Source organism: Teichococcus coralli (assembly GCF_009829925.1).
GTDB lineage: Bacteria > Pseudomonadota > Alphaproteobacteria > Acetobacterales > Acetobacteraceae > Pseudoroseomonas > Pseudoroseomonas coralli.
The window spans coordinates 324,196-344,943 of the sequence record NZ_SNVJ01000001.1 but is presented as its reverse complement, the minus strand read 5'-3'; the positions used below and the strand labels follow the sequence as shown (position 1 = coordinate 344,943).

At 70.8% G+C, this 20,748-nt stretch carries 20 protein-coding genes; 13 read left to right on the top strand and 7 right to left on the bottom strand.

Annotation, left to right across the window (positions count from 1 at the left end; all coding sequences use genetic code 11):
• The first annotated feature begins 62 nt into the window (after positions 1-62).
• A complete protein-coding gene (locus tag E0493_RS01625) occupies positions 63-476 on the top strand; it encodes a DUF4345 domain-containing protein (RefSeq protein WP_160935156.1) in 414 nt (137 codons plus the stop codon).
• Between the two features lie 27 nt (positions 477-503).
• Here E0493_RS01625 and E0493_RS01620 read toward each other — a convergent pair whose 3' ends face one another.
• Entirely contained in the window at positions 504-1,841 is a 1,338-nt protein-coding gene (locus E0493_RS01620; protein ID WP_160935155.1) for an Nramp family divalent metal transporter, read from the bottom strand.
• A 160-nt stretch (positions 1,842-2,001) separates the two neighbouring features.
• On the bottom strand, positions 2,002-2,727 hold the full coding sequence (locus E0493_RS01615) for an orotate phosphoribosyltransferase (protein ID WP_160935154.1): 726 nt from the start codon (positions 2,725-2,727) through the stop codon (positions 2,002-2,004).
• Positions 2,728-2,778: 51 nt separating this feature from the next.
• Between E0493_RS01615 and E0493_RS01610 the strand changes: the two genes are divergently transcribed.
• From E0493_RS01610 to E0493_RS01600, 3 genes are all read left to right on the top strand, one after another.
• Positions 2,779-3,708, top strand: a complete 930-nt coding sequence (locus E0493_RS01610) for a mitochondrial fission ELM1 family protein (protein WP_160935153.1) — start codon at positions 2,779-2,781, stop codon at positions 3,706-3,708.
• 536 nt (positions 3,709-4,244) lie between these two features.
• Positions 4,245-5,318, top strand: coding sequence for a tartrate dehydrogenase (locus E0493_RS01605; RefSeq protein ID WP_160935152.1), 1,074 nt, complete (start codon positions 4,245-4,247; stop codon positions 5,316-5,318).
• Between the two features lie 99 nt (positions 5,319-5,417).
• Entirely contained in the window at positions 5,418-5,657 is a 240-nt protein-coding gene (locus E0493_RS01600) for a hypothetical protein (protein ID WP_160935151.1), read from the top strand.
• 284 nt (positions 5,658-5,941) lie between these two features.
• Here the strand turns inward: E0493_RS01600 and ggt are convergent, their stop codons facing one another.
• Positions 5,942-7,627: a gamma-glutamyltransferase gene (gene ggt / locus E0493_RS01595; protein ID WP_160935150.1), complete on the bottom strand. Its 1,686-nt coding sequence runs from the start codon at positions 7,625-7,627 to the stop codon at positions 5,942-5,944.
• Entirely contained in the window at positions 7,624-8,376 is a 753-nt protein-coding gene (locus tag E0493_RS01590) for a gamma-glutamyl-gamma-aminobutyrate hydrolase family protein (protein ID WP_367614435.1), read from the bottom strand. Before E0493_RS01590 ends, ggt begins: the two co-directional genes overlap by 4 nt.
• A 146-nt stretch (positions 8,377-8,522) precedes the next feature.
• Between E0493_RS01590 and E0493_RS01585 the strand changes: the two genes are divergently transcribed.
• Positions 8,523-9,041 (top strand): ankyrin repeat domain-containing protein, encoded by a 519-nt coding sequence (locus tag E0493_RS01585; protein ID WP_160935149.1) that lies wholly within the window; start codon positions 8,523-8,525, stop codon positions 9,039-9,041.
• Between the two features lie 23 nt (positions 9,042-9,064).
• Here the strand turns inward: E0493_RS01585 and cuyB are convergent, their stop codons facing one another.
• Positions 9,065-9,817: a cysteate racemase gene (gene cuyB, locus E0493_RS01580; RefSeq protein ID WP_367614434.1), complete on the bottom strand. Its 753-nt coding sequence runs from the start codon at positions 9,815-9,817 to the stop codon at positions 9,065-9,067.
• Positions 9,814-10,626 (bottom strand): sulfite exporter TauE/SafE family protein, encoded by an 813-nt coding sequence (locus E0493_RS01575; RefSeq protein ID WP_367614433.1) that lies wholly within the window; start codon positions 10,624-10,626, stop codon positions 9,814-9,816. The genes cuyB and E0493_RS01575 overlap by 4 nt, the downstream gene beginning before the upstream one ends.
• Positions 10,627-10,667: 41 nt before the next feature.
• Here E0493_RS01575 and E0493_RS01570 point away from each other — a divergent pair, with 41 nt between their 5' ends.
• Positions 10,668-11,498, top strand: a complete 831-nt coding sequence (locus E0493_RS01570; RefSeq protein WP_160935147.1) for a sulfite exporter TauE/SafE family protein — start codon at positions 10,668-10,670, stop codon at positions 11,496-11,498.
• A 34-nt stretch (positions 11,499-11,532) separates the two neighbouring features.
• Here E0493_RS01570 and E0493_RS01565 read toward each other — a convergent pair whose 3' ends face one another.
• Positions 11,533-12,858, bottom strand: a complete 1,326-nt coding sequence (locus E0493_RS01565; RefSeq protein ID WP_160935146.1) for an NAD(P)/FAD-dependent oxidoreductase — start codon at positions 12,856-12,858, stop codon at positions 11,533-11,535.
• Between the two features lie 220 nt (positions 12,859-13,078).
• On the opposite strand from E0493_RS01565, the gene E0493_RS01560 reads away from it, so the two are divergent.
• The 7 genes from E0493_RS01560 (at position 13,079) to E0493_RS01530 (ending at position 20,738) form a co-directional block, all read left to right on the top strand.
• Positions 13,079-14,020, top strand: a complete 942-nt coding sequence (locus E0493_RS01560) for a 2-hydroxyacid dehydrogenase (RefSeq protein ID WP_160935145.1) — start codon at positions 13,079-13,081, stop codon at positions 14,018-14,020.
• Positions 14,020-14,790 (top strand): class II aldolase/adducin family protein, encoded by a 771-nt coding sequence (locus E0493_RS01555; RefSeq protein ID WP_160935144.1) that lies wholly within the window; start codon positions 14,020-14,022, stop codon positions 14,788-14,790. The genes E0493_RS01560 and E0493_RS01555 overlap by 1 nt, the downstream gene beginning before the upstream one ends.
• 5 nt (positions 14,791-14,795) lie before the next feature.
• Positions 14,796-15,875: an ABC transporter ATP-binding protein gene (locus tag E0493_RS01550; RefSeq protein WP_160935143.1), complete on the top strand. Its 1,080-nt coding sequence runs from the start codon at positions 14,796-14,798 to the stop codon at positions 15,873-15,875.
• Positions 15,876-16,461: 586 nt separating this feature from the next.
• Positions 16,462-17,238 carry a class II aldolase/adducin family protein gene (locus E0493_RS01545; RefSeq protein ID WP_160935142.1) on the top strand — a complete coding sequence of 259 codons (777 nt, stop codon included), beginning with the start codon at positions 16,462-16,464 and terminating at the stop codon, positions 17,236-17,238.
• A complete protein-coding gene (locus E0493_RS01540) occupies positions 17,235-18,896 on the top strand; it encodes an amidohydrolase (protein ID WP_160935141.1) in 1,662 nt (553 codons plus the stop codon). The genes E0493_RS01545 and E0493_RS01540 overlap by 4 nt, the downstream gene beginning before the upstream one ends.
• 4 nt (positions 18,897-18,900) lie before the next feature.
• Entirely contained in the window at positions 18,901-19,842 is a 942-nt protein-coding gene (locus tag E0493_RS01535) for an ABC transporter permease (protein WP_160935140.1), read from the top strand.
• A gap of 2 nt (positions 19,843-19,844) precedes the next feature.
• Positions 19,845-20,738 carry an ABC transporter permease gene (locus E0493_RS01530; RefSeq protein ID WP_160935139.1) on the top strand — a complete coding sequence of 298 codons (894 nt, stop codon included), beginning with the start codon at positions 19,845-19,847 and terminating at the stop codon, positions 20,736-20,738.
• Positions 20,739-20,748: the final 10 nt, after the last annotated feature.

Sequence of the window (20,748 nt, the reverse complement as noted above, 5' to 3'; positions counted from 1 at the left end):
AACCGCAGGCCGCGCCGCCGCTTTCACCGATAGCGAAATCAGCAACAGGACGCCAAGGCCCGATGACGCCGCACGGACACAGGATGCTGCTGCGGGCGGCGGTCGCGGCTGGAGGCGTGGTGCCGGTGGGCGCCGGCCTGACCGGCGTGCTCATCGGTCCGGCCATGCTCCAGGGCATGCCGCCGCTCGACGCGCTGCCGCTGGAGAGCCACTATCGGTACCTGTCCGGCCTGCTGCTGGCCATCGGCCTCGGCTTCTGGAGCACCCTGCGCGATATCGACCAGCAGGGCGAGCGGTTCCGGCTGCTCACCGCCATCGTTGTCGCCGGGGGCGTCGGCCGCCTGCTCGGGCTGGTGGTGGTGGAGCCGCCGGACGTCGGAATGATGTTCGGCCTGGGCATGGAGCTGGTGGTGACGCCGCTGCTCTGCCTCTGGCAGGGCGCGGTGGCCCGCATCAGCCAACGGGAGGAGGGCTGAAGGCCCCCCTCCTCGCTCCGGCCGGGCTCAGAAGGCGCTTGCCAGCATCCAGACGTTCAGTGCGACGATCAGCAGTGCCGCGGCCCAGCCGATGGCGAGCTGCCAGGCCGGCGTCACCAGTGCGCCCAGGCGGCGGCGGTCGCCGGCGAAGATCATCAGCGGAATCGCGGCGAAAGGCAGCTGCAGCGAAAGGATGACCTGGGAGAACACCAGCAGCTCGGCGGTGCCGCTTTCGCCGTAGAACCAGGTGACCAGCACGGCGGGGACCACGGCGATCATGCGCGTGACCAGCCGTCGCACCACCGGGCGCAGCCGCATCCGGATGAAGCCTTCCATCACCACCTGGCCGGCGATCGTGGCGGTGACGGTGCTGTTCAGCCCGCAGGCCAGCAGGGAGACGGCGAAGAGGATCGGCGCCGCCGCGCCGAGCAGCGGCGCCAGCAGCGCATGCGCCTGGCCGATCTCGGCCACCTCGGTTTCGCCGCGGACATGGAACGCCGCGGCGGCGGTGATCAGGATGGCGGAGTTGATCAGCAGCGCCAGCGCCAGCGCCACGCTGCTGTCGATGCTGGCGAAGCGGATCGCCTCGCGCTTGCTGGCCTCGTCCGGGCGCGTGGCGCGGGACTGCACCAGCGCCGTGTGCAGGTAGAGGTTGTGCGGCATCACCGTGGCGCCAAGGATGCCGAGCGCCAGGTAAAGCTCCGTCGGGTTGGTGACAATGGAGGCGGAAGGCAGGTAGCCACGCAGCAGGTCGCCCCAGTCCGGATGCGCCAGCACCACCTGCGCCAGGAAGCAGCCCGCGATCAGCGCGATCAGCCCGATGACGAAGGCTTCCAGCCAGCGGACGCCCTTGTTCTGCAGCCAGAGGATCAGGAAGGCGTCAAGCACCGTCAGCACCACCCCCTGCAGCAGCGGCAGGCCGAACAGCAGTTGCAGGGCGATGGCGGTGCCGATCACCTCGGCGAGGTCGGTCGCCACGATGGCTGCCTCGGCCAGGATCCAGAGCGGGATGGCGGCGGCGGGGTGGAAGCGCTCGCGGCAGAGCTGGGCCAGGTCGCGCCCGGTGGCGATGCCGATGCGCGCGCAGATCGCCTGCAGCAGCATGGCGATCAGCGAGGAAAGCAGCGCGACGACCAGCAGCTTGTAGCCAAAGGCCGAGCCGCCGGCGATGGCGGTCGCCCAGTTGCCCGGGTCCATGTAGCCGACCGCGACGAGGTAGCCCGGACCGACGAAGGCCAGCAGGCGGCGGAACCAGTGGCCGCTGCGCGGCACCGCCACGCTCTGGTGGATCTCGGCCAGGCTGGGCGGCAGGTGATCGGTGGTCCGGGCGCGAACGGCGCCGGCTTCAACGGAGCAGTCGTTCATCGGGCATCCTTCTCTTGCCCATCATGAAACATGTAGCCTAGGCTACAATCAAGAGGGAACTCAGCACGAAGAAGGCGGCGCCCCCACCGTGCGTTGCACGGGGGAGGCGCCGCCTTGCCGCGGTGCGTCTCGTCGGGGTGGCGGCGGGCGCCGCCGCGCCTCAGCCGGCGCTGGCCTTGTACTGCTCGGCCTCCTCCAGGCTGCCGACGCCGCCGCGCTCGCGGCTCCAGCTCACCGGGTCCTCCAGGAACTTCCGCACTTCCTTGAGAGCAGCCTCGGAGAAGTAGGGGCGCTCGCGGCAGACCTCCAGCACGTCCCACCAGGTGGCGAGGTGAAGCAGGTTCAGGTTCATCGCCTTCAGCTTGTCCTGCCCGCCGGGAAAGACGCCGTAGTAAAAGACCACGAAGGTGTCGTCGCAGATCGCGCCGGCGTCGCGCAGGGCCTGGGCGAAGCGGATCTTGCTGCCGCCGTCGGTGGTCAGGTCCTCCACCAGCAGGGTGCGCTTGCCCTCGGGCACGTCGCCTTCGATCTGCGCGTTGCGGCCGAAACCCTTCGGCTTCTTCCGGACGTAGGACATCGGCGCCATCATCCGGTCGGCGATCCAGGCGGCATAGGGGATGCCCGCCGTCTCGCCGCCGGCCACCGCCTCGATGGTCTCGTAGCCGATATGGCGGCCGATCTTCTCAACCGCGAGCTCGCAGATGCGCTTGCGGGCGCGCGGAAAGAAGATGATCTTGCGGCAGTCGATGTAGACGGGGCTCTTCCAGCCCGAGGTGAAGGTGTAAGGCTCCTCCGGCCGGAAGTTGACGGCCTTGATCTCCAGGAGGATGCGGGCGGTGGTCAGTGCGGCGTCGCGGTCCCAGTCGGAAGCGTGCGTCGAGGGCATGGCGGAAGCTCCTTTTGGGGCGGTTCGTAACCCTCACGGGGCGGCACGTCCATGACGGAAGAAGGCGAGGTGTGGGTGCTGGCTGACCCGCGCGCCGGGACCGCCGCGCAGGCGCTGGGCATCGCCGAGCGGCTGGAGGTGCCGTTCCGCACCGTGCCGCTCGCCTGGGGCGGAATGGCGCGCCTGCCCTGGCCCTGGCCGACCCTGGCCGCCCTGACGCCGGAGGCGCGCGCCCAGTTCACGCCGCCTTGGCCAAGACTGGTGCTCTCCGCCGGGCGGCGCTCCGCACCGGTGGCGCGCTGGCTGCGGCAGCGGGGTGCCCGCGCGGTGCATGCCATGCGGCCAGGACCTGTGGCCAGAGGCTTCGACCTGCTGGTGATCGGGCAGCATGATGCGCCAACTCCCGCAGCCAACATCCTGCCCATCCTCGGCGCCACGCACCGCATGAGCCCGGCGCGCCTGGCGGCGGCACGCGCCGAATGGGCGGAACTGGCCGCGCTGCCCAGCCCACGCGTCGCCTTGCTGCTGGGCGGCCAGGTGCGGGGCGAGGGGATGGCGCCCGCGACTGCCGGCGAGCTGGCCCGCCGGGCGGCCGCTTTCGGTGGCAGCGTGCTGGCCAGCACCTCGCGCCGGACCGGGGCCGGCGCGCGGGAAGCGGTGGCGGCTGCGCTGCAGGGCGTCCCGCACCGCCTTTTCGGCTGGGGCGATGCGGGGCCAAACCCCTATGCCGGCTTCCTGGCCTGGGCGGATGCCGTGGTGGTGACGGGTGATTCGGTTTCCATGCTCAGCGAGGCGATGGCCACGTCAGCGCCGCTTTGCGTCGCCGAGACGACCGACGCGACACGCCACCGCCGGCTGTGGCGCAGCCTCTACGCCGCCGGGCAGGCGTGCCCCTTCATCGCCCCCGTATCCTTCCCGCGCACGCCTCTGGACGAGGCGGCGCGGGTCGCGCAGGAGATCCGGAAGCGGGGATGGATCTAGCAGCGACCTGTGTGGCCGCATGCGATCGCGCCCGTCGGGAATAACCCTTACGGCGGGTTGTTCATCCAGCTGGCAAGGGCTGCCATCGCTCCAACACGAACCAAAGGCAGCAAGAGGCGTGCGCCATGCCGTCCGGTGCGTTCCCAGGCGGCGATCCGGCTGCTGCGCCAGATTTCTCCCTGCTGGACAAGGCGCTCCGGTCGCCGAGCAGCTCGCCACGCGGCCGCAGGCGATCGGCGTGGTCGTGCTCGGCCACGGCGGCTGCGGCGTGACGGTGACTATGCCCCATGAGCCGCGCCGGCCCCCTCCTGCGGAGCTCCGCGGGGTGGTGCCGGTGGCCTATGATGTCGCCGCCGGCCGTCCGGCGCCGCTGGCAGGTGCCCGCGGGGGGGGGCGGTACAGCGACGTCGCGGCGGGCCGGGACTGACCTCAGGCCGGCCGCCCGGCACAAGGGGGGCCGGCCCGTCGGCAGCCGGTTGCCGAGAGGGGAGAGTGAGGCCACTCTGCGGCTTCACCGGCCTTGGAGGAAATCCCGCATGTCCCGCGCCTATCGGATCGCCGTTGTGCCAGGAGATGGCATCGGGAAGGAAACCGTTCCCGAAGGGTTGCGGGTGCTGGATGCCGCCGCGCGTCGCTTCGGCTTCGACCTGAAGCTGGCGCATTATGACTGGTCCTGCGAGACCTACCAGAAGACCGGCCGCATGATGCCGGAGGACGGCATCGAGCAGCTTCGCGACAGCGACAGCGTGTTCCTCGGCGCCGTCGGCTGGCCCGGCGTTCCGGACCATGTCTCCCTCTGGGGCTTGCTGATCCCGATCCGCCGCGAGTTCGACCAGTACATCAGCCTGCGGCCCTGCAAGCTGATGCCCGGCGCCAAGACGCCGCTGGCCAACCGCACGCCGGCCGAAATCGACTTCTATGTGGTGCGCGAGAACACCGAGGGTGAATACTCTTCCGCCGGTGGCAAGATGTTCGCCGGCACCGAGCGCGAGTTCGTCATGCAGGAGAGCGTGTTCACGCGGAAGGGCGTGGACCGCGTGTTGAAATACGCCTTCGAGCTGGCGCAGACGCGGCCACGCAAGAAGCTGACCAGCGCCACAAAGTCCAATGGCATCACCTTCACCATGCCTTACTGGGACGAGCGCTTCGCGGAAATGGCGAAAAACTATCCAGGTGTCACCACCGATCAGTTCCATATCGACATCCTTTGCGCCCATTTCGTGCAGCACCCGGACTGGTTCGACGTGGTGGTGGGCTCCAACCTGTTCGGCGACATCCTCTCCGACCTTGGCCCGGCCGTGGCAGGCTCGATCGGCATCGCGCCGTCGGCCAACATCAATCCGGAAAAGGCGCATCCGTCGATGTTCGAGCCGGTGCATGGCAGCGCACCGGACATCGCCGGCAAGCACATCTGCAACCCGATCGGCCAGATCTGGTCCGGCGCGATGATGCTGGAGCATCTCGGCGAAAAGGAAGCCGCCGACTGCATCGTCCGTTCGATCGAGAAGCTGCTGGCGGAAGGCGGCCCGCGCACGCGCGACATGGGAGGGCAGGCCGGCACCGCGGATGTTGGCAAGGCGCTGGCCGAGGCGGTCGCGGCGGGTGGCTGACGCAGACGAAACTTGAACGGTCGTTCAGATGAGCCTATAAAAACGGCCAGACAAGTTGCGAGCGATTCTCATCTCGCTCGCAACTGCAGGAGGATGCTGATGGGCCATGATTTCAGCCACATCACACGCCGTTGCGAGCGAGCGGTGGTGACCGCGTACCGGGAGCTGCGTGAAACGGGGAATGACGACCTCTCGTCCTTCCGTGCCTGCACGGCTCTCTACCGGATTCATCACCCCGAATCCTCGGTCAGCGAGGCACGGCGGCTGGTGTCGGAATGGATTGACCATCATGTCGTCCGCGGCGAGACCGGCCCGACCGACGGCTGCGAATGCCCCTGAGCTGAACGGCTCAACCGGCGCGTTTCAGGCCTGGAAGGGTGACCTTCCAGGCCTTTTGTACGTCTGGTGCCCGGATCGCGACGTCCTTCGGACTGAAGGATCAGGGCACCGGCTTTGCTTGCAGGGGCCTGCTGGTCCGCTGCGTTCGTGGATGGATCCACGAACCCGGCGGGCAGGGCGCTGGAGCATCTTCCGTTCGCTCCGGCTCACGGGAAATGATCCAGCCGTTTGTTTTGATGAGCATCTTCACCCGTCCCGATGATGCCATCGGAACGGGATCTGCTCTAGCGCCGGGTAAGATCGGGATTGAAGCGCACGTCCGGCCGCGCCAGGCCGCCCGACATTCCGACCGGCGTGCCGTCGGCCCGCCAGCAGGCGGCGCCTTCCAGCATGCCGTCATCATGGAAGCGGATGGCGCCCATGCCGCCGCCGATGTGCTTCACCCGCTGCACGCGGTGGCCGAGGGCGGCGAGCTTCGCCTCCACCTCGGCCGCGACGGTCGGCTCAAGCTCCAGCGTATGGCCGTTGGTCCAGATGCGCGGCGCTTCCACGGCGTCCTGCAGGTCCATGCCATGGTCGATCAGGTTGATCACCGCCTGCATGGCCGAGCCGAAGATGCGCAGGCCCCCCGGCAGGCCGAGCGCGAAGGCCGGCCTGCCGCCCTTGCGCACGATGGTCGGCGCCATCGAGGTGAAGACCCGCTTGCCCGGCGCGACGGAGAGCGCCTTGCCCGGATGCGGGTCGAAGTTGAACATGTAGTTGTTGGCGATCAGCCCGGTGCCGGGAATGGAGAAGCGGGCGCCGAACAGGCTGTTGATGGTCTGCGTCGTGGCGACGATGTTGCCGGCCGAATCCGCCACCGTGACATGCGTGGTGTTGGCCGACTCCGCCGGCGGGATGCCCGGCGCCCAGTCCTGCGCCGCGTCCCGCCGCAGCAGGGCGCGGCGCTCGGCGGCATAGTCCTTGCTGGTGAGCTTTTCCACGGGAACGTTGATGAAGGCCGGGTCGGCGGTGGCCACGGCGCGGTCGGCGAAGGCCATCTTCAGCGCCTCGGCCAGCAGGTGCACCGTCTCGGCGCTGCCGGAGCCAAGCGCCGCCAGGTCGAAGCCCTCCAGCAGGTTCAGCATCTGCGTCATGTGCACGCCGGAGGAGGAGGGCGGCGGCGGCGCAAGCACTTCGAAGCCCCGGTAGTGCCCGATCACCGGCTCCCGCTCGACGGTGGCGTAGCTTTCCAGGTCTCCGGTCCCGATCAGGCCGCCGGTGGCGGCCATGTGCGCCGCCAGGGCGCGGCCCAGCTCGCCGCCATAGAGCGCGGCTGGGCCCTGCTCGGCGATCAGCCGCAGCGACTCGGCCAGCACAGGCTGGCGCAGCAGCGTGCCGACGGCAGGCGGGCCGCCGTCGGGCAGGAAGGTGGCGGCGAGGCCGGGGTCACGCGCCAGGTCGGCAGCGGCGTCCTGGATGGCGCCGGTGAGATAGGCGGTGACGCGGAAGCCCTCGGCGGCGGCGCGCACCGCCGGGCGCAGCACCTCCGCGAGCGGCAGGGTGCCGTGTTCCGCCAGCGCCTTGCACCAGCCGGCCAGCGCGCCCGGCACGGCCATCGCCAGCACGCCCACCGCATTCTCGCGGCCTTCGGTCTCCTGGTAGTCGGGCAGGGTGTCGGAGAGGGTGCAGTACATGTCCGGCCGTGCCGCCGCGGGCGCGGTGGAGAGCCCATCCAGCACCAGGTGCCGGCCGTCCGCCAGGCGCAGATGCGCGACGCCTCCACCGAGCGGGCCGACCATCATCGGCTCCACCACCGTCAGGGTGAACAGCGCGGCGATGGCGGCATCGATGGCGTTGCCGCCGGCCAGCAGCATCTCCGCCCCTGCCGCCGAGGCGACGGGATGGTTGGTCACCACCATGCCCTTGCTGGCCAGGGCCGGGCGCTTCTCGCAGGCGAAGGGGCTGCCGGCCCGGTCCTTCCAGCTCATGGGGCAACTCCCTGGCAGGCGGCGCCGAAGGCGCGGAACAGGGCGGTGCTGGCGGGGTCCTCGCCGAAGCGCCACTCGGGATGCCACTGCACCGCGAGCTGGAAGCCGCGCGCGCCGGCGGGGCGGACGGCCTCCACCGTGCCGTCCGGCGCCACCGCCTCCACCACCAGCCCCTCGGCGACGCGATCGATCCCCTGCATGTGCACCGAATTCACCCGGATCTCCTTCTTTTCCGTCACCGCCCGCAACAGGCCTTCGGCGGTGATGTCGTGGCGGGGGCGGTAGCGCTCCGCCAGCGTCTCGCCATGGCCGCGATGGTCCTCGCGGCCGGGCAGCAGGTGCAGGCGGCTGTGCAGCGTGCCGCCGAGCGCCACGTTCATCTCCTGCAATCCCCGGCAGATGGCGAAGACCGGCAGGCCCCGCTCCAGCGCCGCGCGGATCAGCGGCAGGGTGGTGGCGTCGCGCGCCGGGTCCTCCAGCTCGCCTCCGGGCGCGGCAGGGCCGCCATAGAGGTCGGGCCGCAGGTTGGAAGGGGAGCCGGGGATCAGCAGCCCGTCCAGCCGGTCGAGATAGCCCTCGGCGTCCAGCGCCTCGCCGAGCGGCGGGATCAGCACCGGGCGCACGGCGGCACCCTCGGCGAGCGCGGCCATGTAGCGGGAGGGGGTGGCGTGCTGGGAATGGCCGGCCAGTTCGCGGCAGCAGGCGGGAACGCCCACCCAGGGCCGGCGTGGCATCGTCAGGCGAGGCAAGGCGGCATGCTCCGAAAGCGGCGACAGTGAAGTCAGGCTCGCGCCATGGCGGACGCTTGTCCAGAGGCGCGGCCAAGGCCTGGGCGTATGGCGCGACCGCCCCATATGGCCGGGCAGGAACTCACGATTCAGCAGGAGAGCCGCCGATGCAGGACGACAGCCCAGGCAACCCGCCGGAAATGGACGAGGAGCTGATCGCCTTCGCGGGCCGTGTCTTCCAGGCCGCTCGCGCCGGTGACGCGGCGGTGCTGGATGACCTCCTGCGCCAGGGCCTGCCGCCCAACCTGCGCAACGACAAGGGTGACACGCTGGTGATGCTGGCGGGCTACCACGGCCATGCCGGGGCGGTGCGCGTGCTGCTGGAGCACGGCGCCGACCCCACCATCATCAACGACCGTGGCCAGACGCCGCTCGGCGCCGCGGCCTTCAAGGGCGCGGGCGAGGTGGTGGCGCTGCTGCTGAAGCATGGCGCGGCGGTGGATGGCTGCGGCCCCGATGGCCGCACCGCGCTGATGTATGCTGCGATGTTCAACCGCGTCGAACTCGTGCGGCAGTTGCTGGCGGCCGGCGCCGACCCCGCGGCGCGGGACGTGGCGGGCAACACCGCCCGCATGGCCGCTGAGGCCATGGGCGCGCCCGACACGCCCGCCCTGCTGCCCGCCTGAGCCGGCTGCGCGGCGCCTCGCCTTCAGGCCGGAAGGTGCCCCGACCAGCGCAGCGCGGCGAGGGCCAGCGCGTCGATGGTGTCGATCAGCGGCAGGCCGATCTCCGCATGCGGGCCGGCCTGGATGCCGAGCGGGATCTCGGTGCAGCCCAGCACCACCGCCGCCGCGCCGCGTGCCCTGAGGTTGCGCGCCGCCTCGGCCAACGGCGGATAGGCCTCGGCCACCCGGTTGGCCTTCACCAGTGCGATGCCGGGCGAGACGAGCGAGGCCATCTCGGCCTCGTCCGGCACGATGCACGCGTAGCCGCGCCCCTCCAGCCGCTCCTGGTAGAGCCGCATGGCCAGCGTGCCGGCGGTGCCCATCACGCCGATGCGGCCGTTCGGGATGCCCTGGCGCGCCAGTTCCTCCGCCGCCGCGTCCACGATGTGCAGCACCGGCAGGTTCGTCGCCGTCGCCATGCCCTCGTACCAGCCATGGGCGGTGTTGCAGGGAATGGCGATGGCGCCGCAGCCCGCCGCCTCCAGCCCGAGGATGCCGCGCGCCAGCCAGGGCAGCGGGTCCTCGCCGCCGGCGAGGCGCGCCGCCGTGCGGTCCGGCACACGGGGGTCGGACCAGAGCACGGCGGGCAGGTGGTCCTGGTCGCGCGTGGCGGGGGTCAGCAGAGTCAGCCGCAGCATGAACTGGGCGCTGGCCAGCGGACCCATGCCGCCGAGCACGCCGAGCACCGGGCCTTCGCTGCCCGCCAGGGGGACGGAAAGGGAGGCGGCGCCGCTCACAGGCCCAGCCCGTCCCAGACCAGCTTCACGCCGGTGATCGCCAGAAGGGAGTAGATCAAGCGGTAGAAGACCTTGTCGCTGATGCGGCGCTGGAGCCAGACCCCGAGCCGCACGCCGATCGGTGCCAGCGGCAGCAGCACCAGGCTGGTGAGCAGGTTGGCGAGCCGGAACTCGCCGAGCGCCGCATAGGGAACGAGCTTGATGTAGTTCACCGTGCCGAAAAACACCACGGTGGTGGCGGCGAGCTGGGCCCGCTCCAGCCGCAGGGGGTAGAGATAGACGGCCAGCGGCGGCCCGCCGGCATGGGCGATGGTGCTGGTGAAGCCGGAGACGGCGGACCAGAAGCCGCCGCGCCAGCGACTCGGCCGCGCCGGTTCCGCCGCCGCCCCGCGCCGCGCCAGCCAGAGCGAGCGGGCCAGGAAGGCCAGGGTGATGACGCCGACCATCATCTTGGTCATGCGGTCGGTCATGGCGCCGAAGGCGAGGGCGCCGAACAGGATGCCGAGGATGCCACCGGGGATGATGATGCCCATCTCGTGCCGGTTCCAGCGGCCCCACCAGGCGCGCAGCCCGGCCAGGTCCATCAGGCAGAGCACGGGGAGGGTGATGGCCGCCGCCTGCGGCGCGGGCACCAGCAGCGCCATCGCCGGCACGGCCAGGTTGCCGCCCCCCGAGGCGAAGCCGCCCTTGCTGATGCCGGTGACCAGCAGCGCCGGGATGGCCAGGGCATAGAAGCGGGGATCGGTGATCAGGAGGTCGCTGGAAGGCAGGGGCACGGGCTGACGGGACCAGGAGGTGCGTGTAAGCACAGGCTGCATCCCTCTTTCACCGCCGCCAAGGTCCTCTTCGCATGAACCATATGTCCGACCCGCTCTGGCTCGCGGGTCTCGCCGTCGCGATGGCGCTCACCGGCCTGTTCTCCGGCACCCTGGCCGGGCTTCTCGGCGTGGGCGGCGGCATCGTCATCGTGCCGGTGCTCTACAACGTGTTCCCGCTGCTCGGCATCCCTGAGGCGGTGCAGATGAAGCTGGCGGTGGGCACCAGCCTCGCCACCATCATCCCGACCTCGATCGTCTCGGCCCGCAAGCACCATGCCCGCGGCGCCATCGACACCGGCCTGCTGCGCGCCATCTGGCCGTCCATGGTGATCGGGGTCGCCATCGGCACGGTGCTGGCGATCTGGCTGCACGGGCAGGCGCTCTCGGCGGTCTTCGCCACCATCGCCCTGCTGGTGGCGCTGAACATGGGCTTCACCGGCGTTGACTTCAAACTGCGCGACATCACCCCGCGCGGGCCGCAGCTCTGGAGCATCGGCGGCTTCATCGGCGGCATCTCGGCGATGATGGGCATCGGCGGCGGCACGGTGGGCGTGCCCATCCTCTCCATGTTCGGCACGCCGATCCGTGCGGCGGTGGCCACCTCCTCGGTGTTCGGGCTGATCATCTCCATCCCGGCGACGATCGGCCTGATCTGGGGCGGCTACGGCAATCCGCTGCTGCCGCCCTTCTCAGTGGGCTTCATCAACCTGATCGGCTTCGCGCTGATCGTGCCCAGCTCGATCCTGGCGACGCCCTGGGGCGTGCATCTCGCGCACACCATCCCGCCGCTGGCGCTGAAGCGCGCCTTCGCCGTGTTCCTGGCGATCACGGCGCTGCGGATGTTCTACAGCCTGATCTTCTGAAAGGGGCCCGGGGGAGGGAATTCCCCCGACCTCGCTAGCCCCGCAGCCGCTCCATCCGGTCCCGCAACCGGTACCAGCCGCCCACCAGCGGCAGGAACCACGGCCTGCCGTCATAGCCCGGCACGGTGGGGAAGTCCGGCCCGTCCAGCGCGAAAGGCTCGTTGGCGGCGCCGGCGATCTTCAGCGCGACGTTGTGGCCGAGCCAGGTCGCCATCGCCACGCCGGAGCCCTGGCAACCGGCCGCGTAGTAGATGCCCTCCTGGTGGCCGATATGCGGCAGCCCGTCGAAGGTGAAGGCGACGTTCCCCGTCCAGGCGTGGCTCAGCCGCACCGACTTGAGCTGCGGGAAGACCTTGCGCATCATGCCGTGCAGCACCGGAGCGGCGGCCTCCGGCGTGGTCGGGCCGAAGCTGGCCCGCCCGCCCCAGAGCACCCGCCTGCCGTCCGGCGAGGGGCGGAAGTAGCTCAGCACCCGCCGGCTGTCGCTGATCATGCGGCGGCCGGGGAACAGCTCCTCGATGGTCTCCTCCGGCAGTTCCTCGGTGGCGATGATGTAGGAGCCCACCGGCACCAGCCGCCGCGCCAGCCACGGCATTGGGCCGCCGCCCTCCGCGCCGCGGGTATAGCCGTTGGTGGTGACGAGCACGCAATCGGCCGCGATCTCGCCCTTGTCGGTATCGAGGCGGAAGCCGGCGCCCTCGGGGCGGATGCCCTGCACCCGCACCCCGTCCGCCAGCGCGGCGCCGGCGCGTTCCGCCGCTTCGGCGAGGCCGCGCGCGAACTTGCCGGGGTGCAGGCTGCCGGTGGCCGCCACCGCCATGCCGCCGTGATAGTAGTCGCTGCCCAGCATCTCGCGCTGCTCCGCGCGGGGCACCATGCGCACGGGCATCCCGGTCAGCTCTGCGAGCCTGGGCGCCCGGAGCGACATCTGCGTGTAGTGGCGGGGCGTCCAGGCCGGCGAGAAGCGGCCGCAGCGGATGTACTCGCAGTAGATCTCCTCGCGCTGCAGCAGGTCCTCCAGGAAGCGGAGGCTGGCGGCCGCCGCCTGCGCGATGGCCTGCGCCTGCTCGGCCCCGAAGCGGCGCTCCAGCGCGCTGCCTGCCACCTTCAACCCGCCGGAGACCATGCCGCCGTTGCGCGAGGAGGCGCCCCAGCCGATCCGCTCGGCTTCCAGCACCAAGGGGCGATGGCCCATCCGCGCCAGGGTGAGCGCCGCCGAGAGCCCGGCATATCCGCCCCCCACGATGGCCACGGCCGCATGGTCCGGCAACGGCGTCTCGCGCGGCTCCGGCTCCGCCTCATCCCACCAGTAGGGAGCGGCGCTGAAGCCGGGGGCGAAGAGGCGCTCGTAAGGGTTCATTCGGTCCTCGGCCATGGCGCGCGGAAGGGAGCAGTTTCTCTCATGACGGTGCCGTGACAAGAGCCTGCCTGCCTCTTGCGCAGCGTGATCAAACCGGTAGCTCCCCAACCCTTGCCGGGCCGTTATCGCGTGGTGCCGGGGCGGCCTGGCCCCTGGACGCGAGACGAGCCACGGCGCAGGCTTCGCGGCGCTTGAAGAATGACAGGGGATTGGCGGCGCGGTGGCGACAGTTCTGGTGAAGTCCGGTGGCGAGGCGGCGGTGGCGGAGTGGCGCGAGGCCTTCCAGGCGGTGGACCCGCGCTTCCGCGTGCACTGGTGGGAGGACCCCTCCGTGGCGCCCGAGGCAGTGGACTATGTGGTCGTCTGGGAGCCGAGGCCAGGATGGCTGCGCGGCCTGCCGAAGCTGAAGGTGGTGTTCTCCTCCGGCGCCGGGGTGGACCATATCACCTGCGACCCGGCCTGGCCGCGCCACCTGCCGCTGGTCCGCATGGGCGGGGCGGGAACGGAGCAGCGCATGGGCGAGTATGTCGTCTGGGCCTGCCTTTCCCTGTTGCGCGAGGCGAGGGCCTTCGCGCGGGCCCAGGCGGAAGGCGCGTGGCTGGGCCGGGACACCACCCGCTCGGCTGCCATGCGCCGGATCGGAATCCTGGGGTTGGGCAATCTGGGCTGCCGGGCGGCGGCGATGCTGCAGGCCGTCGGCTTCCCCGTGCAGGGCTGGTCGCGCTCGCGCAAGGACATGCCGGGCGTGCGCAGCTTCGCCGGGCCGGAGGAACTGGATGACTTCCTCGCCAGCACCGATATTCTGGTCTGCCTGCTGCCCTCGACGCCCGAGACGGCGGGGCTGATCGACGCGCGGCTGCTGGCGCGGCTGCCGCGGGGAGCGCAGGTGGTGAATGCCGGCCGCGGCTCGCATGTCGTCCTGGCGGACCTGCTCGCCGCGCTGGATTCCGGCCAGCTTGACGGCGCGGTGCTCGACGTGTTCGAGCAGGAGCCGCTTGCAGCCGGGAGCCCGCTCTGGGCGCACCCCAAGGTGACGGTGACGCCGCATGTCGCGTCCCTGCCGGGCCGGCCGGAACGTGCGCGCTACGTGGCCGCCGCCATCGCCGATTTCGAGGCCGGCCGCCCGCTGCCCAACCTCTACGACCCCGAGCGAGGCTACTGATGCCGCTTCCGCCGCCCCCCAGCCGCCCCGATCCGGACCATCAGCCCGGCGAGCGCGAACTGCGCGAGGACCTCGCCTGCGCATACCGCCTGCTGGCGCATTTCGGCATGACGGACCTCGTCTATACCCACCTCTCCATGCGCATCCCGGGGGAGGGGCACCGGTTCCTCGTCAATCCCTATGGGCTGCTGTTCGAGGAGATCACCGCCTCCTCCCTCGTGGTGGTGGATGCCGAGGGCGAGCCGCTGCAGCGGACGAGCTGGCCGGTGAACCCGGCGGGCTTCGTCATCCATTCGGCGGTGCACCGCGCGGTGCAGCGGGCGCAATGCGTGATGCACACCCACACCCTGGCCGGCATGACGGTCGCCGCGCAAGCCGGCGGGCTGCTGCCGCTGAACCAGATGAACATGGAGCTGCATGGCCGCGTGGCCATCCACGAGTATGAGGGCGTGGCGGCGGAGGACAATCTCGGCGAGCGGGAGCGCATCGTGCGCGACCTCGGCGACAAGACCTGCCTGATCCTGCGCAACCATGGCCTGCTGACCATCGGCCGCACCGTCGCCGAGGCCTTCTACTGGATGTACTACCTGGAGCAGTCCTGCCGTATCCAGGTCTCGGCGCAGTCCAGCGGCGCCCCGCTCTCGGTGCCTGCGCCGGAGGTGGTGGAACGGGTGCGTGCGCAGTCCTCCGACTCTCCCAGCAAGGGCTGGCTGCCCTGGCAGGCGCTGAGGCGGAAGATGGACCGCGAGCAGCCGGACTATCGGGAGTAAGGCGCTTGAGCGGAGCGACCGGCCACGCCCTGGCCCTGCAGGGCATCGCCAAGCGCTATGGCGGATTCACCGCGGTGGAGGGGGTTGACCTGGCGGTGGAGCGCGGCGAGTTCCTGACCCTGCTCGGCCCCTCCGGTTCGGGCAAGACGACGCTGCTGATGATCATCGCCGGCTTCGTCGAGCCCAGCACCGGCAGCGTGACGCTGGATGGGCGGGACATCACCGCGCTGCCGCCCGAGCGGCGCGAATTCGGCATGGTGTTCCAGGGCTATGCGCTGTTTCCGCACATGACGGTGGCCGAGAACGTCGCGTTTCCGCTGCGGGTGCGCCGCCTGGGCCGCGCCGAGCAGCAGGCCAAGGTGCGCGCGGCGCTCGACCTGGTGCAGCTCTCCGCCTTCGCGGACCGGCGGCCGGCGCAGCTCTCCGGCGGCCAGCAGCAGCGCGTGGCGCTAGCCCGCGCGCTGGTCTTCGATCCGTTGCTGCTGCTGCTCGACGAACCGCTCTCCGCGCTCGACAAGAAGCTGCGCGCGGAGCTGCAGGAGGAGCTGAAGGCGCTGCACCGGCGCATCGGCCGCACCTTCGTCAACGTCACGCATGACCAGGAGGAGGCGCTGAGCCTCTCCGACCGCATCGCCATCCTGAACCGCGGGCGCGTGGTGCAGCAGGGCCGGCCTTCGGAGCTTTACGAGAACCCGCGCACCCGCTTCGTGGCGGACTTCCTGGGCAAATCGAACTTCCTGCGAGGAGTGGGCGAGGGCGGCGGGGTGGTGCGTGCGGGCGGCACCCGGCTGCGCGTCGCCACGGCGCCGGCCGGCCCGGTGCTGCTTTCGCTGCGCCCGGAGAAGATCGCCCTGCTCCCCGAGGGTGCCGAGGCGGAGAACAGCGTCAGCGGGCGCATCGCCGGCTGGTCCTATCTTGGCGCCGGCTTCAGCCTCACGGTGGAGACGGCGGAACTGGGCGAGCTGCGCGTCGCGCTTCCGAGCTGGGGCGCGGCGCTGGCACCGGCCGAGGGCCTGCCGGTGCGGCTCGGCTGGAGCGCCGTCGCTGCCGTGCCAGTCGAGGACGATCAGGCACGGGCAGCCTGAGGCGACGCCAGGCAGGACTGCGCCGGATCAGGCCGGCACAGGCGGCGTGATGATCCCCGGCCAGCGTGAAAGCGCTGGCGAGATCGCCAGGACTCGTCCGCTTCCCGGCCTCGCCACGCTCGCACCGCCGGCGCGGGCCGTGCCGTTCGCGGCCCCGGGGGAGCCGGCCTCCGCGAAGGTGGCGCGGACTGACATGTCTTTTGCCTTGAAGCCAAGCCCGGCCGCGGTGGCGCGCCTGGAGTGGTCATGATGGTGTGGGCGTCGTCGTGCCCCGCCGAGGGCTGCGGCGGGAGACAGCGCGGCCGGACCCTTCTCAAGCCGGGATGCGTGCCCCTTTCTGGCGATGCGTGGGCGGAAGAGTGCCCGCAGGTCGGGCCATCCGGAACGCCCTGCGATCGGGAGGTATCGCACTGCAATCAGGCTGCGCCTGGAAGCCGCGTACCCGGCCCATGGCATGTGCAGCGACGAGGCGATTTTGCCTTGCTCCGGGGCAGCGTCCGACTGCGCCATCCATTTCACGCGTGACAGATGATTGACGGTTTGCCTCCGCACTGATGACATCCGGCGGAGCTGAGGGAGCCGGCCGATGAACGTCGCCACACCGCCAACCCGGATGACCTGTTCCGAGGAGGAATGGCGCGTCCGCTGCGATCTCGCTGCGCTGTACCGCCTGGTCGCGCATTTCCGCATGACGGACTTCATCTACACCCACATCAGCGCGCGGGTGCCGGGTCCGGAGCACCACTTCCTCATCAACCGCTACGGCGTGCTCTTCGACCAGATGCGCGCCAGCGATCTGGTGAAGATCGATCTCCACGGCAACATCGTCGAGGAAGGCGCGGAGACCAAGCAGGTCAACGCCGCGGGCTTCACCATCCATTCCGCGCTGCACATGGCGCGGGAGGACGCGGTGTGCGTGGTGCACACCCACACCGCCGCCGGCATCGCGGTGTCCGCGCAGAAGGACGGGTTGCTGCCGATCAGCCAGCACGCGCTGAAGTTCTACGGCCATCTCGCCTATCACGGCTATGAGGGCGTCGCGCTGGACCTCGACGAGCGGGAGCGGCTGGTGGCCGATCTCGGCCAGCACAAGGCGATGATCCTGCGCAACCACGGCCTGCTGGTGGCCGGGCGCAGCATCCCCGAGGCCTTCAACCTGATCTATTACCTGGAGCGCGCCTGCCAGGCGCAGGTGGCAGCCATGTCGGGCGGCGCCGAGCTGGTCTTCCCGCCTGAGGAGGTACGCCAGAAGACCGCCGCGCAGTTCAACGGCGACCCGGCGCGCTCGTTGGCGCACAGCGAGTGGGCCTGGGGTTCGGCGCTGCAGCTCATCGAGGGCTCCAGGCTGGATTGGCGCGCATGAGCGCCGACCTGCTGATCACCGGCGGCCGCATCTTCCGAGGCCTGAAGGGCGGTTTCGCCGAGGCGCTGGCGGTGAAGGGCGGCCGCGTGGCCGCCGTCGGCACGCTGGACGAGGTGGCCTCGCAGGCCGGCGCCGGCACGCGGCGCATCGACCTCGGCGGGCGCGTGGCGATGCCCGCGCTGAACGAGGCGCATATGCACCTGCTGCCCTATGGCCTCGCCCTCACGCAGGTGAACCTGCGCGCCGAGGAGGTGCGCTCGCTGGACGAGGTGCTGAAGCGCATCGCCGCCGCCGCGCGCAACACGCCGAAGGGGCAGTGGATCCTGGGCCGGGGCTACGACCATGGCGAGCTGGACATCCGCCGCCATCCGCTGGCCGAAGAGCTGGATCGCGCCGCGCCGGACCATCCGGTTTTCATGGTCCGCACCTGCGGGCATGTCGGCGTGGCCAATAGCGCCGCGATGAAGCTGGCCGGCGTCGGCCACAACACGCCGGACCCCGAGGGCGGCGCCATCGAGCGCAAGAACGGCAGGCTGACGGGGCTGTTCCAGGAACGCGCCATGCGGCTGGTGCGCGACAAGGTGCCCGCGCCCTCCGAGGTGCAGATGGTGGACGCCATCGAGGCCGCCGGGCGCAACCTTGCCGCGCTGGGCTTCGCCTCCGCCACCGACATGAACGTTGGCATGAGCGCGGGCATGGCCGAGATCGGCGCCTATCGCCGCGCGGAGGCCGAGGGCCGGCTGATGCAGCGCATGTGGCAGGTGCTGGCGGGCAATCCCGAGGGCATCGCGGCACAGGCCTGGGAGGAGGGGCTGCGGCCGAACGTCGCGGCCGGCCCGACCGCCGAGGCGCTGCTCGCCTGGGGCGCGGTGAAGACCTTCGCCGATGGTTCCGCCGGCGGGCTGACCGCCGCCTTCTTCGACCCCTATCTGGAGAGCGCCGGCGGCGGCACGGGAATCTTCTGCTTCCCGGACGAAGCGCAGTACGAGATGCTCGCCCGCTACCACCGGCAGGGCTGGCAGCTCGACATCCACGCCATCGGCGACGCCGCCATCGAGCAGGTGCTCACCGGCATGGAGAAGGCCGACGCGCCGGATGCGCCGATCGCCGGCCGCCGCCACCGCATCGAGCATTGCGGCTTCCTCAACCGCGACCAGCGCGCGCGGATGCTGAAGCACGGCATCATCCCCGTGCCGCAGCCTTCCTTCATCTGGGAGTTCGGCGACCTCTACGTCACCAATCTCGGCCGCGCGCGCGCCGAGGTGGCCTATCCCATGCGGACCTGGCTGCATGAGGGCCACCATCCGGCGGCCTCGACCGACAGCCCGGTCTGCTCGGTCGATCCCTTCCCGAACCTCTACACCATGGTCACGCGCAAGACCTCCAAGGGTACCGTGCTCGGCCCCGAGGAGACCTTGACGGTGGAGGAGGCGGTGCACTGCTACACCTGGTGTGGTGCCCACAGCCAGTTCGCCGAGGGCGAGCGTGGCACGCTGGAGCCGGGCATGCAGGCCGATATCACCGTGCTCTCGCGCGACATCTTCGCGAGTGCGCCGGAGGAGATCCTGACCACGCGGGCGGACCTCACCCTTCGCGGCGGCCGCGTGCTCTTCGACCGCAACGGCGAGGCGGCCGCGCTCGCCGGCGCCGCGGACTGACCCGATGCTTCGCCATGTCCTGCAGCGCCTGCTGACGACGCTGCCCGTGATGCTCGGCGTGCTGCTGATCGGCTTCCTGCTGATGCAGGTGGTGCCCACCGACCCGGCCGTGGTGCGCGCCGGGCCGACCGCCACCGCCGACGTCATCGCCGCCATCCGTACCGAGCTGGGGCTCGACCAGCCGCTCTATGTCCAGTTCGGCATCTATGTCTGGCGCCTGCTGCATGGCGATCTCGGCGTTTCCATCATCAACAACATGCCGGTGACGCAGGAGCTGGGCGGCACCATTGGCCCGACCCTGGAGCTGATGTTCGCCTCGCTCTTCTGGGCCATTCCGCTCGGCATCCTCCTGGGCACCGTGGCGGCCTATTTCCGCGGAACGGTGCTGGACCGCGCCATCACCGCGCTCTCGGTGGCGGGCGGCTCGGTGCCGGTCTTCTTTCTCGGGCTGATGCTGATCTGGTTTGTCGGCTTCCGGTGGCAACTGCTGCCCTTCACCGGGCGCGGGGGCCCTCTCTGGACCGTCGAGGGCTGGCAGGCCATCGCCCTGCCGGCACTGACACTGGGCGGCGTGTTCGTCGCGCCGGTGGCGCGCATGACCCGCACCGCCGTGCTGGAGGTGCTGGGGGCCGAGCACGTCCGCACCGCCCGCGCCAAGGGTCTGACGGAGCGCGCCGTGGTGCTGCACCATGCGCTGCGCAACGCGCTGATCCCGGTGGTGACGCTGATCGGCCTGCAGATCGGCTTTCTGCTCGGCGGGGCGGTGGTGACGGAAACCGTGTTCTCCTGGCCGGGCGTCGGGCGACTTGCCGTGGGCGCGATCCTTTCCGCCGACTTCCCGATGGCGCAAGGCACCATCATCGTGCTCTCCATGGGCTTCATTCTCGTCAATCTGGCGGTCGATGTGCTGTATGTCGCGCTCGACCCGCGCATGCGGGGGGCGTGAGCATGTCCGGCGTCAATTCCACCGCCGCGGCCGCCGCCACGCCGGTCGCGCCCAGTGTGCCGAGGCAGCCGGGCACGCTGAAGCGGCTGCTGCGCGAGCCGGTGGCGGCCATCTCGCTGGTGCTGGCGGTTCTGCTGGTCCTGGCGGCGGTGCTGGCCCCGCTGCTGGCGCCAACCGATCCCTTCGACAACAACCTTTCCACCGCCATGGCCGTGCCGGGCACGCCCGGCCTGCCGCTGGGCGCCGACGGGCAGGGGCGGGACATGATCACCCGCATGCTCTACGGCCTGCGCGCGACGCTGGTGATGGGGGCCGCCTCGGTGCTGCTCGGCGGCGCGGCCGGCGCGCTGGTGGGTTTCGCCGCCGCCTTCTACCGGCGGCTCGACGGGCTGTTGATGCGGGTGATGGACGTGCTGCTCTCCTTCCCCGCCATCCTGTTCGGCCTCGCCATCGCCGCCATCTTCGGCCCGGGCATTCCGGCGGTGATCCTGGCGCTCTCCATCGCCACGGTGCCGTTGATGGCGCGCATCGTGCGCGGCAGCGCACTGGTGGTGATGCGGCAGGACTATATCGAGGCGGCGCGCGCCACCGGCATGAGCGATGCGCGGCTGATCCTGCGCCATGTGGCGCCGAACTGCCTTTCGCCGATGTTCGTCTTCGCCACGCTGCGCTTCGGGCAGGTGATCCTGCTGGGCTCCGCGCTCTCCTTCCTCGGGCTTGGCGCGCAGCCCCCGGTGGCCGAGCTGGGCGCGATGGCGGCAGAGGGCCGCACCTTCCTGTTCTTCGCGCCGCACGTCGCGGTGCTGCCCTGCGTGCTGATCTTCGTCGTCGTGTTGACCTTCAACCTGCTGGGCGATGCGCTGCGCGACGCCCTCGACCCACGTCTTCGCGTCTGAACTGAACGAG

Coding starts and splice junctions, on each gene's coding strand:
- E0493_RS01605 (WP_160935152.1), top strand. CDS start 4,245: ATGTCCCGCGCCTATCGGATCGCCGTTGTGCCAGGAGATGGCATCGGG.
- E0493_RS01545 (WP_160935142.1), top strand. CDS start 16,462: ATGAACGTCGCCACACCGCCAACCCGGATGACCTGTTCCGAGGAGGAA.
- E0493_RS01565 (WP_160935146.1), bottom strand. CDS start 12,858: ATGAACCCTTACGAGCGCCTCTTCGCCCCCGGCTTCAGCGCCGCTCCC.
- E0493_RS01615 (WP_160935154.1), bottom strand. CDS start 2,727: ATGCCCTCGACGCACGCTTCCGACTGGGACCGCGACGCCGCACTGACC.
- E0493_RS01625 (WP_160935156.1), top strand. CDS start 63: ATGACGCCGCACGGACACAGGATGCTGCTGCGGGCGGCGGTCGCGGCT.
- ggt (WP_160935150.1), bottom strand. CDS start 7,627: ATGAGCTGGAAGGACCGGGCCGGCAGCCCCTTCGCCTGCGAGAAGCGC.
- E0493_RS01555 (WP_160935144.1), top strand. CDS start 14,020: ATGCCGCTTCCGCCGCCCCCCAGCCGCCCCGATCCGGACCATCAGCCC.
- E0493_RS01570 (WP_160935147.1), top strand. CDS start 10,668: ATGAACCATATGTCCGACCCGCTCTGGCTCGCGGGTCTCGCCGTCGCG.
- E0493_RS01535 (WP_160935140.1), top strand. CDS start 18,901: ATGCTTCGCCATGTCCTGCAGCGCCTGCTGACGACGCTGCCCGTGATG.
- E0493_RS01610 (WP_160935153.1), top strand. CDS start 2,779: ATGACGGAAGAAGGCGAGGTGTGGGTGCTGGCTGACCCGCGCGCCGGG.
- E0493_RS01620 (WP_160935155.1), bottom strand. CDS start 1,841: ATGAACGACTGCTCCGTTGAAGCCGGCGCCGTTCGCGCCCGGACCACC.
- E0493_RS01540 (WP_160935141.1), top strand. CDS start 17,235: ATGAGCGCCGACCTGCTGATCACCGGCGGCCGCATCTTCCGAGGCCTG.
- E0493_RS01585 (WP_160935149.1), top strand. CDS start 8,523: ATGCAGGACGACAGCCCAGGCAACCCGCCGGAAATGGACGAGGAGCTG.
- E0493_RS01530 (WP_160935139.1), top strand. CDS start 19,845: ATGTCCGGCGTCAATTCCACCGCCGCGGCCGCCGCCACGCCGGTCGCG.
- E0493_RS01600 (WP_160935151.1), top strand. CDS start 5,418: ATGGGCCATGATTTCAGCCACATCACACGCCGTTGCGAGCGAGCGGTG.